Origin of the sequence: Flavobacterium undicola (assembly GCF_009909155.2) — a bacterium.
In the GTDB taxonomy this organism is placed as follows: domain Bacteria; phylum Bacteroidota; class Bacteroidia; order Flavobacteriales; family Flavobacteriaceae; genus Flavobacterium; species Flavobacterium undicola.
The window spans coordinates 1-15,663 of the sequence record NZ_JAAAPM020000009.1 but is presented as its reverse complement, the minus strand read 5'-3'; the positions used below and the strand labels follow the sequence as shown (position 1 = coordinate 15,663).

The 15,663-nt window shown below is 33.5% G+C and carries 14 protein-coding genes; 8 read left to right on the top strand and 6 right to left on the bottom strand.

From position 1 onward, the window contains the following. Window positions 1–849: a GHMP family kinase ATP-binding protein gene (locus GTZ96_RS06965; RefSeq protein ID WP_161642266.1), complete on the bottom strand. Its 849-nt coding sequence runs from the start codon at window positions 847–849 to the stop codon at window positions 1–3. 336 nt (window positions 850–1,185) lie between these two features. Between GTZ96_RS06965 and GTZ96_RS06960 the strand changes: the two genes are divergently transcribed. The 4 genes from GTZ96_RS06960 (at window position 1,186) to GTZ96_RS06945 (ending at window position 4,197) form a co-directional block, all read left to right on the top strand. Further along, window positions 1,186–2,541, top strand: a complete 1,356-nt coding sequence (locus GTZ96_RS06960; protein ID WP_161642264.1) for a cobyrinate a,c-diamide synthase — start codon at window positions 1,186–1,188, stop codon at window positions 2,539–2,541. 210 nt (window positions 2,542–2,751) lie between these two features. Next, window positions 2,752–2,961, top strand: coding sequence for a type II toxin-antitoxin system Y4mF family antitoxin (locus tag GTZ96_RS06955; RefSeq protein WP_161642262.1), 210 nt, complete (start codon window positions 2,752–2,754; stop codon window positions 2,959–2,961). Window positions 2,962–2,963: 2 nt separating this feature from the next. Beyond that, window positions 2,964–3,278 (top strand): HipA N-terminal domain-containing protein, encoded by a 315-nt coding sequence (locus GTZ96_RS06950; protein ID WP_161642260.1) that lies wholly within the window; start codon window positions 2,964–2,966, stop codon window positions 3,276–3,278. Beyond that, complete coding sequence (locus GTZ96_RS06945) at window positions 3,271–4,197, top strand: HipA domain-containing protein (protein ID WP_161642258.1); 927 nt, start codon at window positions 3,271–3,273, stop codon at window positions 4,195–4,197. The genes GTZ96_RS06950 and GTZ96_RS06945 overlap by 8 nt, the downstream gene beginning before the upstream one ends. A 181-nt stretch (window positions 4,198–4,378) precedes the next feature. Here the strand turns inward: GTZ96_RS06945 and mnmE are convergent, their stop codons facing one another. Then, the gene (mnmE, locus tag GTZ96_RS06940; RefSeq protein ID WP_161642257.1) at window positions 4,379–5,782 is read right to left on the bottom strand and encodes a tRNA uridine-5-carboxymethylaminomethyl(34) synthesis GTPase MnmE; all 1,404 of its coding nucleotides are present in this window, start codon (window positions 5,780–5,782) and stop codon (window positions 4,379–4,381) included. Window positions 5,783–5,928: 146 nt separating this feature from the next. On the opposite strand from mnmE, the gene GTZ96_RS06935 reads away from it, so the two are divergent. Both GTZ96_RS06935 and GTZ96_RS06930 read left to right on the top strand, forming a co-directional pair. Next, window positions 5,929–6,762, top strand: a complete 834-nt coding sequence (locus GTZ96_RS06935; protein WP_161642255.1) for a universal stress protein — start codon at window positions 5,929–5,931, stop codon at window positions 6,760–6,762. Between the two features lie 68 nt (window positions 6,763–6,830). Next, the gene (locus tag GTZ96_RS06930; RefSeq protein WP_161642253.1) at window positions 6,831–8,603 is read left to right on the top strand and encodes a MutS-related protein; all 1,773 of its coding nucleotides are present in this window, start codon (window positions 6,831–6,833) and stop codon (window positions 8,601–8,603) included. A gap of 151 nt (window positions 8,604–8,754) precedes the next feature. Here the strand turns inward: GTZ96_RS06930 and dnaN are convergent, their stop codons facing one another. From dnaN to GTZ96_RS06910, 4 genes are all read right to left on the bottom strand, one after another. After that, window positions 8,755–9,873, bottom strand: a complete 1,119-nt coding sequence (gene dnaN, locus GTZ96_RS06925) for a DNA polymerase III subunit beta (RefSeq protein ID WP_161642251.1) — start codon at window positions 9,871–9,873, stop codon at window positions 8,755–8,757. Between the two features lie 117 nt (window positions 9,874–9,990). Next, window positions 9,991–11,676: a gliding motility-associated ABC transporter substrate-binding protein GldG gene (gldG, locus tag GTZ96_RS06920; RefSeq protein WP_161642249.1), complete on the bottom strand. Its 1,686-nt coding sequence runs from the start codon at window positions 11,674–11,676 to the stop codon at window positions 9,991–9,993. Then, window positions 11,676–12,401: a gliding motility-associated ABC transporter permease subunit GldF gene (gene gldF / locus GTZ96_RS06915; RefSeq protein ID WP_161642247.1), complete on the bottom strand. Its 726-nt coding sequence runs from the start codon at window positions 12,399–12,401 to the stop codon at window positions 11,676–11,678. Before gldF ends, gldG begins: the two co-directional genes overlap by 1 nt. 105 nt (window positions 12,402–12,506) lie before the next feature. Next, window positions 12,507–13,337, bottom strand: a complete 831-nt coding sequence (locus GTZ96_RS06910; protein ID WP_161642245.1) for an SAM hydrolase/SAM-dependent halogenase family protein — start codon at window positions 13,335–13,337, stop codon at window positions 12,507–12,509. A 197-nt stretch (window positions 13,338–13,534) separates the two neighbouring features. Between GTZ96_RS06910 and GTZ96_RS06905 the strand changes: the two genes are divergently transcribed. Both GTZ96_RS06905 and GTZ96_RS06900 read left to right on the top strand, forming a co-directional pair. Then, window positions 13,535–14,485: a PhoH family protein gene (locus GTZ96_RS06905; RefSeq protein ID WP_161642244.1), complete on the top strand. Its 951-nt coding sequence runs from the start codon at window positions 13,535–13,537 to the stop codon at window positions 14,483–14,485. A 275-nt stretch (window positions 14,486–14,760) separates the two neighbouring features. After that, window positions 14,761–15,435 (top strand): hypothetical protein, encoded by a 675-nt coding sequence (locus tag GTZ96_RS06900; protein WP_161642242.1) that lies wholly within the window; start codon window positions 14,761–14,763, stop codon window positions 15,433–15,435. Window positions 15,436–15,663 lie beyond the last annotated feature (228 nt).

Sequence of the window (15,663 nt, the reverse complement as noted above, 5' to 3'; positions counted from 1 at the left end):
TTATTCAATATAAAGTGGCGTTTCCCAATGTTTTGCCACGAAATTTTTGGCATTTAAGTCGATTAAAGGCAAGCGATCAGGTTCAATTAGCAATCCCATGTAGGTACCGCTATGGGCTACAAATAAACCACAATTATTTTTGGTGGCAAAATCAAGTAGTAAGGGAAAGTTTTTCTTTGACAAAATACTTTCGTTGATAATGGCACTTTTTGTGATACATTCAAAAAAGCTTGCATAATCCTTGCTCTCGGTACTTTTTTTTAGGTTTGAATATAGTGTTTGAAATTCTAAAATCTGATTTTCAGAATAGTGCCTGCTTTGTGAGAGTTCTACGGTGTCAATTTTTATTTTAGGATCCGAATCAAAATAAAGTATCGAATAAGGAATTGGGGAAAGCGAATCTATAATTTCACCAGATTTTTGATTGAATAATACAGAATCTGAATCTAAACAGGGATCAGTTGGTTCTATTTGAGCGGCAAGTTGGTATAAAAAATGCTTGGAATATTGTGTGTTATAAATTTTATTCATAGCCGATAAGATTCCTAAGATATCGGTAGAACTAGATGATAGTCCTTTACCCATTTTGAAATTTCTTTCTTGGCTAAAATAGATTTTTGGAACAGATTGTTTTTTTATTTTTTCATTATCCAATGAATAAAATAACTCCATAGCTTTCATCGCTTTATCTCCGGGTTTTACGTTTTGATTTATTGGATTTGTACTTGCGAGAGTAAGGGTTTTGAATAGTTTAGAAGACTTATTACTTACTAAAAAGGGTTCGTTTATACCAAATGCTCCTTGTAGGAGTTCACCAATTTTAGCATAAGTGGTAATCTGGATAGTCATTTTTTATTTCTGGGTTATAGTGCAAAGATAGAATAATCCCTGGCTTCAACAGGCTCAGCTACCGGATAAATAGGAGAAGAATAGCCACCGAAAATGACAGGCTCAGCTACCTGGGAAATAATGGAAGCTCAGTTATTGAAAAAAGAGAAGTGAATTTCACTACTTGGCTTCGACAGGCTCAGCCACCAGGGAAATAATGTAAGCTCAGTCAACGGGTAAATAGTTTTACTCGATAGCTGAGCTTCTCATATTTTTTTAGATAGTTAAGTTTGTCTTATTTAATCGGTGGCTGAGCCTGTCGAAGCCCCGATGACAATTTATATTATATTTGTAGTCATGAAACCAAAATTCCTTATAGCAGCACCATCCAGTAATTCTGGCAAGACTACCATCACGTTGGGGTTGCTTCGGTTGTTGAAAAATCAAGGGCATAAAGTACAGCCTTTCAAATGTGGACCCGATTATATTGATACTAAACACCATACGAGAGCCGCCCATCAGGTGAGTATCAATTTGGATACCTATATGATGAGTGAAAGTCATGTAAAAGATTTGTATAACCAATATAGTGAGGAAGCCGATATTTCGATAATAGAAGGAGTAATGGGGCTTTTTGATGGGGCAAATAGAATGCAGGGGAGTAGTGCTGAAATTGCAATGCTGTTAGATGTCCCTGTTATTTTGGTGGTGAATGCAAAGGCAATGGCTTATAGCGTGGCGCCATTGTTGTTTGGATTGAAAAATTTTAATCCGAATATTAAAATTGTGGGTGTAATCTTCAATTTTGTCAATACAGAGAGTCATTATTCTTTTTTGAAAGATGCCTGCGATGACGTTGGTATCGAGGCTTTAGGTTATATTCCTAATAATGTGGGTATTTCAATTCCTTCCCGACATTTGGGATTGGCCATTTCATCTGAGAATGATTATGAAACCATAATCGAAAATGCAGCCCAACATTTAGCTAAATTTATTGATACAGATCGTTTGCTAAGAATTTGCAAATCAGACGAAAATAGTAAGCAGTATGCAGATTTTATTGAAGAAAAAGGAGCAAAAGAAGTTGATTTTAAAAATAAAAAGTATCCCAATGATTATAAAATAGCAGTAGCGCAGGACGATGCTTTTAATTTTACCTATTTTGAAAATATTAAAACATTGGAGGATTTGGGTGAAGTAATTTATTTCAGTCCGCTGAAAGATAAGTTAATGCCCGAAGCGGATATGCTATATTTAGCGGGAGGTTATCCGGAATTGTTTTTGGAGGAATTAAGCTCCAATACATCTATGCGTAAATCTATTTTTGATTTTTGTTCGAATGGAGGAAAAGTAATTGCCGAATGCGGGGGAATGATGTATTTGGGAAATATGATTATCAATTCAGAAGGTGGAGAATATCCAATGGTAGGTTTTTTAGCTGTTGGGACTTCGATGGAAAAAGCTAAACTTTCTTTAGGATATCGGGAAGTCCAATTGAATGATACAATTATAAGAGGACATGAGTTTCATTATTCTGTGGCTATAGAAAAAGAAAAACTGCCTACTGTAGGGACAGTTTTTAATGCCAAAGGCATAGAAATGCAAACTCCAATTTATAAATTAAAAAACGTAATGGCTTCCTATATCCATTTTTATTGGGGAGATTCTAGTTTTATAGCTGATTTTTTATTGGATATAAATCAAATTATTTGAAATGTACGTTTATCAGTCAATTCTAAAACAGATTCTTTGATTAAGTTTTACCGTTTTAGCAGTAATTAATTCCAGAATTACTTTAAATATACAGAAAATCATGATTATATGATGTTTTTTACTGGTATAGCAGTAAAAATATTAAATTCTTCCTGTTTTATTCTCTTTGTGTTTTAAAATTACTTATTTTTACCGTAAAAACAGTAAAAAATGAATAATTTAGATTTAGGTGCTTTAATTAAAGACCATCGAAAAAAAGCCGGACTTACTCAACTTGAGTTAGCCAACTTGGCAGGTGTAGGTAAAACAACTGTTTTTGATATTGAAAAAAATAAAGAAACAGTTCGTTTGAACAATCTATTTGCGGTACTCCGAGTGCTGAATATTAAAGTAGAATTCAAAAGTCCGTTAACTAAATAAACATGAGAAAAGCAATCATATTAGTGCATGGAAAAAGTGCTGGTATTTTAACCGAAATAGCTTCAAATGATTATAATTTTGAGTATGATGAAAATTATGAAGGCGAAGCTGTTTCATTGACCATGCCTACAAGTCACAAAAAATATGCTTATAAATCCTTTCCTCCATTTTTTGAAGGTTTATTACCTGAAGGCGTAATGTTAGAGGGATTGTTGCGTATTGTGAAAATTGACAAAAAAGATTATTTCTCTCAACTAATAGCAACAGGAAACGATCTAGTAGGAGCAGTAACGGTTAAATTGATGGAAGATGAATAGATGCCCAATTACGTATGAATTGTGTGGTACGAATAAGTACAGTGAAAAAGGACTTCGAATGATTGCTCCCAAACTAACTTATTTAAACGATTTACCCTATACTGCAGTTGAACTTCGTCAGGAGGCGGCTAATAGAGCCAAAAAGCTATCCATACAGGGTGTGCAACCAAAGCTTAGCGCAGCTATATCAATAGTGGATCAAGAATTTAAAATTGTTGACCAATTTGGAACCTATATCATAAAACCACAAAATGACTTATTTCCACAATTGCCAGAAAATGAAGATGTAACCATGCGAATGGCTAAAGTGTTTGGTTTAGAAGTGCCATTTCACGGTATGGTGTATGCTAAGGATGGTAGTTTGTCTTATTTTATTAAGCGTTTTGATCGTTACGGTAAAGGAAAAAAACTGGCTACAGAAGATTTTGCTCAATTAACAGGAAATACAAGAGATACAAAATACCGTTTTACGATGGAAAAATTGATTCCTGTACTTGACGAATATTGTTCTTTTCCAGCTATTGAAAAAGCAGACTTTTTTAAAAGAATTCTTTTTTGTTATGTTACTGGAAATGAAGATATGCATTTAAAAAATTTTTCCTTGATTACCAAAAATGGTAAAACAACGCTTACTCCTGTATATGATTTTTTAAGTTCTACCATAGCAATTAAAAATCCTGAAGAAGAAATTGCACTGACCTTGAAAGGAAAAAAAAGTAATTTAAAAGCGGCTGATTTTGTTGATTATTATGCTAAAGATAGATTACAACTCAATGAAAAAACAATTGCTACAATCCTGCAACAAATGCAACAACTAATTCCAAAATGGAAAGAACTACTTGAAATTTCTTTTCTGTCAGTCGATATGAAAGAAAAGTATTTGAATTTATTGGAAAACAAAACGCAAATGTTCCAATAATCTAGGTTTAAAAAATGCGGTGATTAAGTTGATTATTCACCGCAAGTTTTAGACTTATACATTTGTTCTTTGATTTTTTGATGTTTCTGTCTTGGAATATAAAAAGGGATAAATAAAAAAACGAGTTAAATTTTTCATTGTATTTAACTCGTTTGTTGTTGTTTTGCGATGTTTTGTTCTGTTATTTCCCGATGCAAAAATTAGCGAAGATGTTCCCCAGCAATTCGTCATTTGTGACCTGACCTGTTATGGTTCCGAATTGGTATAAAGCTTCTTTAATGTCTAGTGCTATAAGATCGCTGGAAAGATTCGTTTCTAGTCCGTATTTTACTTTTTGGATTTCATTTAAAGCTTTTAATAAAGAATCGTAATGTCTTGTATTGGTTATAATTGTTTCGTTATTGCGTAAAGCACCTGTATTGACAAACGATAGCAGCTCATTTTTTAAATCATCGATTCCAACTTTGTTTTTAGCTGAAATAGCTATAAGTTTAGAGTTTTCTGTTTTGAGTTCTGACTCAATAAAAGTTAGGACTTCGTTGGATAATAAATCGGATTTATTGGCAATAATAAGTAGTGGTTTTAATGGAAATTGATTTTTTATTTTTTCAATTTCAATTTTGACATTTGGCAAACTTTCCGCTGTCAATTGAGAGCTGTCAACTAAAAGTAAAACCACCTGTGCTTGTTCTATTTTTTCGAAAGTTTTCTTGATTCCGATACTTTCTACATAATCTTGGGTTTCACGAATTCCTGCAGTATCTATGAATCGGAAACCGATTCCGCCAATGACTAATTCGTCTTCAATCGTATCACGAGTGGTTCCGGCAATGTCTGAAACAATGGCGCGTTCTTCATTCAATAAAGCATTTAGAAGTGTTGATTTTCCAACATTGGGTTCCCCCACAATAGCTACGGGAATTCCGTTTTTGATGACATTTCCAACGGCAAATGAATCAATCAATCGTTTTAAAACAAATTCGATTCGGTTCAATAATTCGTTAAACTGACTTCTGTCGGCAAATTCTACGTCTTCTTCGGCAAAGTCTAATTCGAGTTCGATTAAAGAAGCAAAATTCAATAATTCCTCACGCAGTTTAGCAATTTCATTCGAAAAACCACCACGCATTTGCTGCATTGCAATTTGGTGTGAAGCTTCATTGTCTGACGCAATTAAATCGGCAACTGCTTCGGCTTGGGATAAATCCAATTTTCCGTTCAAGAAAGCACGCAGCGTAAATTCACCCGCATCGGCCATTCGACAGCCATTTCGAAGCAATAATTGGATAATTTGCTGCTGAATGTAAGTAGAACCGTGACAGGAAATTTCAACAGTATTTTCACCTGTATAAGAATTAGGTCCTTTGAAAATAGAAACTAATACCTGATCTAAGGTTTTAGCACCATCAACAATATGTCCTAAATGCAATGTATGTGTTTTTTGCTGGGTTAAATCTTTGTTTTTAATCGATTTAAAAACTGCATTAGCAATACTGATGGCATCTTGGCCAGAAATACGGATAATTGCAATGGCTCCGGCACCTGAAGCTGTGGCTAGTGCTACTATAGAATCGTTGTTTAGCATTTTCTTAATTATTGGTTGCAAAGGTACTAAATCTAATGAAGTATTGTTTAGCGTGTGAATATAAAACCACAATTTGTTGGGAATTAAAGCGTTAAAATTGTATCTTTATTCTACTAGTTGATGTCTAATTTTTTAAGTTGTTTAAAATGAAACGCATCTTATTTCCTACCGATTTTTCTGAAGCTGCAACCAATGCTTTTGTACATGCTTTAGAGTTTGCTAATAGTATTGACGGTGAGTTAGTGTTATTGCATGCCTTTGATTTGCCTGTTTTTGATAGTCAGTATTTCCCGGAAAATTACATGCTGATTTATGAATCAGTCGAATTGACTCAATTTGAAATTTTTAAGGACGAGCTGCCTAAACTGCATGCTATTGCCCAAAAACGCAATTTGGATGGAATTAAAATGACACATCGATTAATGGATGGCAATTTATTGAGCACAATAGAAAGAGCCATCAAAGAAGACAATATTGATTATGTAATTATGGGGACGGAAGGTGCAACAGGATGGTCAGAAGTATTGCTGGGAACGCATGCTACAGCCGTTATTTCAGATGTAAGTATTCCCGTTTTTAGTATTCCTGCGAATACAGAATTTAAACCTGTAAAAAACATTGTTTTTACCACCCGTTTTAGAGATAAAGACAAACCAGCATTGAAGAAAGTTTTAAAATTGGCTAAAAAGATGGGCGCAAAAATCAAATGTCTTTATGTTAAAAAAGACAGTTCTGATGTGACAAAAGAAACCATTAAAGAATGGGAACATGAATTTGCTAATGAGCCTGTTGAATTCAATGTTATTTTTAGTGAAGAGGTCAAAGAGAGTATTCTGGATTTTATTATGTTTAAAAAAGTAGATGTTTTGGTTATGTTAACTTATAAACGCAATTTTTTCGAAAACTTATTTCATCATAGCCTGACTAATGATTGTGCATCACATTTGGATATTCCGGTTTTAGCCATTCCAATTAAATAGTTTTTTTTACCTAATTTTTCTCACTTATTTACTAGGCTAGTTTATATTTGTCTTTCATTTGATATATTATGGACATTTATAAATCTAAGGTTGCTTTTTTTACCAGTGAATTAAGCAAAATCAACACCAAATACAATTCAATTAGTTTGTTTCGGTTGTTGAGTATTTTTCTGTTTTTAACTTCAATCTATTTTTACATTCAAAAATCGGAAGGTTTTTGGGTTATTCTGGCTGTGTTGTTTTTCGGTACTTTTTTGGTTTTAATGCGAATTCATTCTCGTTTGTCTTTTCAAAGACTCTTAACGAAGGCGTTGGTGAAAATTAATGAAGATGAAATTTCGTTTCTAAAAAGAGAAAAAATCCCTTTTGAAAATGGTGGTGAGTTTCAGGATTTTCATCATCCGTATGCTTACGATTTAGATATTTTTGGTGAGCATTCGTTGTTTCAATACCTTAATAGAACCGCTACTTTTATTGGAAAAAAGACATTGGCTACTACTTTATTGTATAAAGTTTCTAATCAGGAGATTATAGATAATCAACAGTCAGTTAAAGAATTGAATGAAAAAATAGATTGGCGTCAGGAGTTTTTGGCTTTCGCCAAAGTAAGTCAGGATAATCAAAATAGTTATGAGGCTTTGTTGAAATGGAATAAAAGTTCTGGTTCAGATTTATCAAAAACGGCTATCTTTCTTTCTTATGTTTTTCCTGCTTTGTTTTTAGGGACTTTTATAGCTTATTTGATTACTGACAACACTATTTTTTTGAGTTGTTCATCGTATGTGTTTGTTATTAATTTAATGTTTCTAGGCAAATTTTTCAAACGAATTCAAAGCGAAATTGCAAATGCCGAAAATATCGATAAGATTATTGCTCAATATGGTTTGTTGGTAAAAAAAATTGAAGATGAAAAATTTCATTCTCAAAAGTTAATTGATTTGCAAAAAAGACTGCAATTCAAATCAGCCAATGCTAGTACACATTTGAAAAAATTATCAGAGTTGTTTTCGAGAATGGATACTATTGCAAATTTAGTTACAGCCACAGTTTTCAATGGTACATTTCTATTTAATTTTCATGTTTTGAAAGCATTGTTAAATTGGAAAAAAGAACATTCCGAAGCTCTTGAAGATTGGTTGATAGTAATTGGGGAATTTGAAAAACTCAATAGCTTAGCTAATTTTTCATATAACAATCCTGAATTTGCTTATCCGGAATTGAATACCGATTTTAAAATTAATTTTTCAAATCTAGGCCATCCATTATTGAATCCGGAAACTAGAGTAGGGAATGATAGTATTTTTTATCCTCAATCATTTGTGATTTTGACGGGTTCAAATATGTCGGGGAAAAGTACTTTTTTGAGAAGTTTAGGAATCAATATGGTTTTGGCAGGAACAGGTTCTGTAGTTTGCGCTAGTGAAGCTCAGGTGCATCCTTTGCCTGTTTTAGTTTCTATGCGATTATCGGATTCTCTGTCGGATAGCGAATCGTATTTCTTTGCCGAAATAAAGCGTTTGAAACAGATTATGGATGCTTTAGAAGTTCAACCTGCTTTTGTATTACTGGACGAAATTTTGAGAGGAACCAATTCAGACGATAAACGCAGCGGAACAATCGAAGTGCTTAAAAAGGTAATTGCTAAAAAAGCCATTGGAGTTATTGCAACGCACGATATTGAAGTTTGTTTAACGACTAATCAATATCCCGAAATATTAAGTAATAATTGTTTTGAAGTTGAAATAAAAGACAACGATTTACATTTTGATTATAAACTTCGAAAAGGAATCTGTCAAAATAAAAGCGCTACTTTTTTGATGAAAAAAATGGAAATTATTTAATTCTGGAAGGAAAGTTTAAAGCAAAAAAAAACCGCTTTTCTAGGAGGAATCGCGGTTTTTTAAATATAAAAAATGGTTGGTTAATAGTTCGCAATGATAAGTATTATATTTGAATATCAAAAATAAAACTTAATATTTTCTTAATTTTTATTTAACTATTTAGCATTACTGGCATAACAAGCATAGTCACTGTTTCGCCGTCTTCTAATCCATCTACCGGAGTTAAAATTCCAGCACGATTAGGTAATGACATTTCCAGCATAATCATGTCTGATTGTAAGTTAGTTAACATTTCTGTAAGGAAACGAGAGTTGTAACCTATTTGCATATCATCTCCTTGATAATCACAAGTCAATCTTTCTTCGGCCTTATTTGAATAGTCAATATCTTCAGCAGAAACATTTAATTCGGCACCGGCAATTTTTAAACGAATTTGGTGAGTTGTTTTATTCGAAAAGATAGCCACACGACGTACAGAACTCAAAAATTGAGAACGGTCAATCATTAATTTATTTGGGTTTTCTTTCGGAATTACGGCTTCGTAATTTGGATATTTTCCATCAATCAAACGACACATTAACACGTAGTTGTCAAAAGAAAAAGTAGCATTCGAATCGTTGTATTCAATTTTAACTTCTGCATCAGAAGAACCCAGAATATTTTTTAAAATAGTCAATGGTTTTTTAGGCATAATAAAATCGGCTACTTGAGAAGCAGTAACATCTGTACGAGCATATTTTACTAATTTATGAGCATCTGTAGCAACAAAAGTCAAACCTTGTGGAGAAAACTGAAAGAATACTCCTGACATCACTGGACGTAAATCGTCGTTTCCGGCAGCAAAAATGGTTTTGCTTACCGCAGTAGCTAACACATCGGCAGGAACTAAAGTTACCGAAGGTTCGTCTAAGTTTATTGCTTTAGGGAATTCTTCTCCTGGAGCATAAGCTAAGGCATATTTTCCTGAATTAGAACTGATTTCTATAGTGTTGTTTTCTTCAACCGTAAAAGTTAAGGGCTGTTCCGGGAAAGTTTTTAAGATTTCCAAAAGCAATTTAGCAGGTACAGCAACACTTCCTTTACTAGTAGAATCGATTGCTAAAGTAGCTGACATAGTTGTTTCTAAATCAGAGGAAGAAACAGTTAATTCGTTATTGTCTAATTCAAATAAGAAGTTATCTAAAATAGGCAAAGTATTGCTACTGTTGATAACGCTTCCTAAAACTTGTAATTGCTTTAATAAGTACGAACTCGATACTATAAATTTCATATGAAGATTATATTTTATTTTTATTGGAATAGGGTATCTTTTTCTAGAATTTGCAAATGATACACTTTTACAAATATATCGTAAACAAATCTAGTATTGAAAAATTTTTATTAACATCTATTTGCTGTATTTGCGCTTTCTTAAAAAGCCAAATACAACTCCAAAAATTGCTAAAATTAGAATTGGAAGCCCGATAGTTATGACTTGCGTCTGTGTATAATTTTCGTATACTTTTTCTTTATCCAGTAATGGTAAATCTAAATCCTTAGATCGAATGTTAATAAGTCCGGTATCATCCAACAGGTAATTGACGCAGTTGAGCAGAAAATCTTTATTATCATATAAATTCCCGGAGCGTTGATCAAAGCCCAATTCAACCGGTGCGTAATTTTTATCCAATTGATTTTTGATGATATCACCATCCGAAATAACAATCATTTTGCTGGCTTTTCCTGTGGCTTCAAAATTGTTTTGGTCGAAAGCTAAAACCCGGTTTTGAAAAACCGAACGGAAGTTGCCTTCGAGTAAAACCGCCATTGGAATATTTCCGGTATTGATGTAATGATTTGGACTGGTTTCTTCGGTTACAATATTCAAATTAATTTCGGCAGGGGTTCCTACTTTTTTAGAATATTTGGACGATTGCAATAAAACGGTTTTCTTGATTCCGTTTTTTAAAGTATCAATTGGATTAGCAAAATCAAATTTGATTCCGCCAAGGTTTTTTACAATAGGGTGTTGGCTTTCTGGATAAACCAAAGGTGCAAATTTCCAGTTGAAAGCTTGGTATTGCGTCGCACTTCCTTGTTCGCCAGTGGCCAGTTTTATAGGACTTCCTTGTTCGTCTTTTACAATATCAGGATTGATTCGAATACCGTACTTAAAAAACATATCGTTTAGATTCAAATCTCTTGGAAAAGCCAGAGTAGCTCCGGCATCGTTGTACAAACTATCCATTTCCACTGTTACCTGATCTACTAACCAGATGGTTTTTCCACCGTTGATGATGAATTGGTCTAAGACTTGTTTTTCGGCATCAGAGAAGGTTTCAGTTGGTTTGGCAATAATAGCCAGATCATACTTTTTTAAGGCTTCTAAGCTAGGAACAGGATTTTTAGCAACTGAATCTAAGGTAAAAGGACCAATGTGGTAACTTTCTCTTATTTGTAATAGAAACTTAGCAATTAAAACATCTTGGATTTCTCCATTTCCTTTAATTACGGCAATCTTTTTTTGTTTCTCTTTGGTGATTTTATTCAAAGCATCGGCAATAGAATATTCTAAATGCTGAACGGAGCCAATTACTTTTTCGGTAGTGGAAGCGCCCATGATGTTTTTCAATAGCGGAATATTGACTTCTTTGTTGTGATACACTGCAATTGCCCAAGGAAAAACCATAGCTTGCGATTGTTTTCCTTTGTCGTCAACCGTTATGTTTACAGGTGTTAATCCTTTCATGTACAACGATTTGATGTTGTCTATGCTTTCGTCTTCGTTCTCTAAAGGATTCACAAATTCGAAAATAATATTCGAATTATACGCTTGGAATTCTTCTAGTAACTCTCTGGTTTCCTGTTGTAATCTTTTGAATTCGGCAGGCAAATCGCCTTCCATATAAATTTTTATCGAAAGCGGTTCTTTTACCTGCTTGATAATATTTAATGAAGTTTGCGATAAGGTATAGCGATGATCTTTAGTTAAATCAAATCGGTGAAAAAACGAATTCCCGATTAGGTTTATCAATAACAGAATTGCAATTGTAATCAATACTGATTGTAGTTTTCTTTTTTTAGCAGCTATCATTACAATTTAAAAGATTTAAGTTGGTAAACAGTAAACGAAAGAAAAGCCACCACAAGACTCACAAAGTAAATAATGTCTCGAGTGTCAATTACGCCGCGACTCATACTTTTAAAATGATTTTGCATTCCTAAAACCGAAATAAATGACGAAAAAGAAGGAATGATACTGGCGAAACCTTCGAATCCAAAATAGAAAAAGAAACACAGAAACACTGCAAGAATGAAGGCTACAATTTGGTTGTCAGAAAGGGTAGAAGTGAAAATCCCGATAGCAGTGTAAGCACCAATTAAAAATAAAAGCCCAAAATAAGAACCAATGGTACTTCCCATATCGATATTGCCTTCGGGCATTCCTAAATTCGAAATTACTTCAACGTAAATAAATGTTGGAATGATAGCGATGACAATTAGTAATACAGCTCCAAGAAATTTTCCGTTTGCTATTTGCCAAATTGACAATGGTTTAGTTAACAGTAATTCAAGTGTTCCTTGTTTTCTTTCGTCAGAGAAAGAGCGCATGGTTACGGCAGGAATTAAGAAAATTAAAATCCATGGAGCTAAGCTGAAAAACGGAGTCATATCGGCAAAACCCGAATTCAGGATGTTGTAATCGCCTTCAAAAACCCAAAGGAATAATCCGTTGATGATTAGAAAAATGGCGATAACTAAATAACCTATGGGCGAACCAAAAAAGGATTTAATTTCACGTAATAATAGGGCTTTCATTCTTTATGAGTTAATAGTTATGAGTTATAAGCTTTGTAAACATTTTTTTCTACTTCAAAAATCTTAAATCGTTAATCAGCAATCTATCCCGATAGCTATCGGGACTTAATTCTTAAATTCTATGGTTACGGCATCGCGATAATTGAGTCCTAATAAGCTGCTTGCGGAACCAATTTTGGACGGATTGCTTCTAAAAATGGCAATTTCGAGATAACCCGCTTCATTGAAAATAGCGAGTTTTTCGCCTTCGTAATTCTTAATGGGGTATTTTTCTGAAATAGCAATCGCCGAATAATTAGGTAATATGGTTTTGATGTTTTTCGTCTTCATCTGGATTTCATACGGTCGGCCTTTAGACACTTCCAGGAATTGTTTTTTGGTAATATTAGTCACCACATTCCCAAAATGATCAATGTAAATAACATGACCTTTTAAGCTGTTGTTATCGTTTGCGGTTACGGCCTTCATTTCGGTCACTTCTTTCACCGCATTGATTTCTTTGCCAATTACATTGAGCAAACCACCTTTGGCAATATGACAAGCCACGGTTACAAAAACATCCAATCCCGAAGCATCACTAGGCAAACGGTCGTGAATGTTGATGGCTACAATTTTTTGCGGAACTATTTTTTGCGAAAGCATGCTTAGAATACCGTTATCGGCAGCAATAAAATAAGAATCGTTCCATTGCATTACAATGTGTAAATTTTCTTTATTTAATTCCATGTCAACCCCAATGAGGTGAACGGTTCCTTTAGGAAAACTGGCATAAGCAGCACTAATGATGTAGCTGGCTTCTACGGTGTTAAAAGGATCTATATCATGCGAAATATCAATAATTTGAGCTTCTGAGTATTCAGATAGAATTTTACCCTTCAGCGCACCTACAAAGTGATCTTTCAAGCCGTAATCGGTAGTAAGGGTAATTATTGACATATTTTTGTTTATAACTATTGGTGAAATCTAAACTTAATTTTCATTAAATTTGAGAAATGCAAAGCTAATAATTAGTAAATTCATACAAAGCAAAAAAGCAAAAACAAATTCTAAATATTAACCAAATAAAACCTAGGTGTACTCACACTATGGATTAGATTTTTAATCGATTTAGTAATACTAAAAAACTATACCCTTTGAACGAAAGAATCATCGAGCTCATAGACATCGCTCCAAAAGAGTTTTGGGGTGCTCAAGACACTCATCTTGAAACCATTAAAAAGTACTATCCAAAATTAAAAATAGTTGCCAGAGGGACAACTTTAAAAGCATTTGGAGAAAAAGACATACTGGACGAGTTCGAAAGGCGTTTTCAAAGATTAATGCTTCATTTTACCCGCTACAACAACATTGATGACAATGTAATTGAGCGCGTAATTTTAGGAGATGTTCAAGACGACAAAAAAATGAGTCCGAATGACAAAATTTTAGTGCATGGAGTAGGAGGCAAAATTGTAAAAGCCATGACACCTAACCAGCAATTATTAGTAGATACAATCAATAAAAACGACATGGTTTTTGCAGTTGGACCAGCCGGAACGGGTAAAACCTATACGGGTGTGGCAATGGCGGTAAAAGCATTGAAAGAAAAGCAGGTAAAACGAATTATTTTGACACGTCCGGCGGTAGAAGCAGGGGAGAATTTAGGTTTTCTTCCAGGAGACATGAAAGAAAAATTAGATCCTTACATGCAACCGCTTTATGATGCATTGCGTGATATGATTCCGAATGAAAAATTAGAGGAATATATTACCAAAGGAATTATCCAAATTGCACCATTAGCTTTCATGCGTGGACGAACTTTAGATCATGCGTTTGTAATTCTGGACGAAGCGCAAAATACGACACATTCGCAAATGAAAATGTTTTTAACCCGTATGGGGAAAAATGCAAAATTCATGATTACAGGCGATCCTGGCCAAGTCGATTTGCCTCGAAGAACCATTTCGGGATTAAAAGAAGCGTTATTGGTTTTAAAAGACATTGAAGGCATTGGAATTATCTACCTTGATGATAAAGACATTGTAAGACACCGATTAGTTAAAAAGGTAATTGATGCTTATAAGTACACTGAAAACGTTGATTAAATAAAAATCAATAGCAATAACAATTTGCAATAGCAAATAACAAAAGAACTACGGCTCTAATTTTAAGGTCGTAGTTTTTTTATGGGAATTATTTAAGGTTTTGATAAGGAGAGTTATAAATATTTGTAAGAATATTTTATATATTTGGTTTTGAAAAAAACTTAATTTAAAGTTCAGCCAATACAGCACTGTTTTGTTGTATAGGTTCAACTAAATGAGTAAAAACTGAGTATATAAACAAGTTAGCAGTAATAAGCATCACAGAAAAACGTAAAATGAATTCCAATTATATTTATTTTGTAGATCTTGAGGATTTTTTAGTGTGCCATAATTTTGGTATTACAAACTGTATTTCTACATCTACACTCGCTCATTACGGAACATCTAAAGAACTACACCCTGTTTATACATTGGAAATTGAAGAATTAAAAAATATGCAATGTGTAAATACATTTACAAGTCCTAGGTTAAAATTCCTAACTATGGCAAATATGTCAAAAAATGGTTTGGTTTTAGGGGTGGGAATTGAAAATACCAGAATATTCGATAGTAAGGAATTACAGAGAATTAATGATATTGCTAAAATAGAATTTGAATTCGAAAGAATTAGAAGAGAAGTTAATCCAAATTTACCTAGCCGATTAATATCCATCTATTTAGCTAATGATGATTTTGATGGAAGAACTATGCTAAAAAATATGTTTCCAAATAAAAAAGATTTTTTTATTGTTCCTATAAATATAGATATTCAATTATTATTTCATAAAGCTGACTCACAATGGTTTGATTATTATATTGAAACAAAAGACATTAAAGCTATAGAAAATTATTGGAAAGGGATTGACTACAATAAAATTCCACTTTATGAATATTTACTTGATGGACGAATTAGTTTAAGAGATGAAATCGATAAAGCCAAAATTTTAAAGGAATATGAAAACAGACATTAAATGCCAGCTACTAACAGTTAGAGTTTCGTTGCGTGCGCAGCACGAACAATGAAACTCGTGTTGAACGGAACCGATTACACATCCGTCACACTATGGAGTTATCGTAAAATAAATTTGTAGATTTTCAAGAGGATTTTTAGTCCTCTTTTTTTGGTGTGGATTGAAGGTTGGTTTTAGGTTGTTTACCTTCACTTATAGGCATATGTACCCTTACCCGTAAAATTAGTT

Coding starts and splice junctions, on each gene's coding strand:
- GTZ96_RS06965 (WP_161642266.1), bottom strand. CDS start 849: ATGACTATCCAGATTACCACTTATGCTAAAATTGGTGAACTCCTACAA.
- GTZ96_RS06960 (WP_161642264.1), top strand. CDS start 1,186: ATGAAACCAAAATTCCTTATAGCAGCACCATCCAGTAATTCTGGCAAG.
- GTZ96_RS06955 (WP_161642262.1), top strand. CDS start 2,752: ATGAATAATTTAGATTTAGGTGCTTTAATTAAAGACCATCGAAAAAAA.
- GTZ96_RS06950 (WP_161642260.1), top strand. CDS start 2,964: ATGAGAAAAGCAATCATATTAGTGCATGGAAAAAGTGCTGGTATTTTA.
- GTZ96_RS06945 (WP_161642258.1), top strand. CDS start 3,271: ATGAATAGATGCCCAATTACGTATGAATTGTGTGGTACGAATAAGTAC.
- mnmE (WP_161642257.1), bottom strand. CDS start 5,782: ATGCTAAACAACGATTCTATAGTAGCACTAGCCACAGCTTCAGGTGCC.
- GTZ96_RS06935 (WP_161642255.1), top strand. CDS start 5,929: ATGAAACGCATCTTATTTCCTACCGATTTTTCTGAAGCTGCAACCAAT.
- GTZ96_RS06930 (WP_161642253.1), top strand. CDS start 6,831: ATGGACATTTATAAATCTAAGGTTGCTTTTTTTACCAGTGAATTAAGC.
- dnaN (WP_161642251.1), bottom strand. CDS start 9,873: ATGAAATTTATAGTATCGAGTTCGTACTTATTAAAGCAATTACAAGTT.
- gldG (WP_161642249.1), bottom strand. CDS start 11,676: ATGATAGCTGCTAAAAAAAGAAAACTACAATCAGTATTGATTACAATT.
- gldF (WP_161642247.1), bottom strand. CDS start 12,401: ATGAAAGCCCTATTATTACGTGAAATTAAATCCTTTTTTGGTTCGCCC.
- GTZ96_RS06910 (WP_161642245.1), bottom strand. CDS start 13,337: ATGTCAATAATTACCCTTACTACCGATTACGGCTTGAAAGATCACTTT.
- GTZ96_RS06900 (WP_161642242.1), top strand. CDS start 14,761: ATGAATTCCAATTATATTTATTTTGTAGATCTTGAGGATTTTTTAGTG.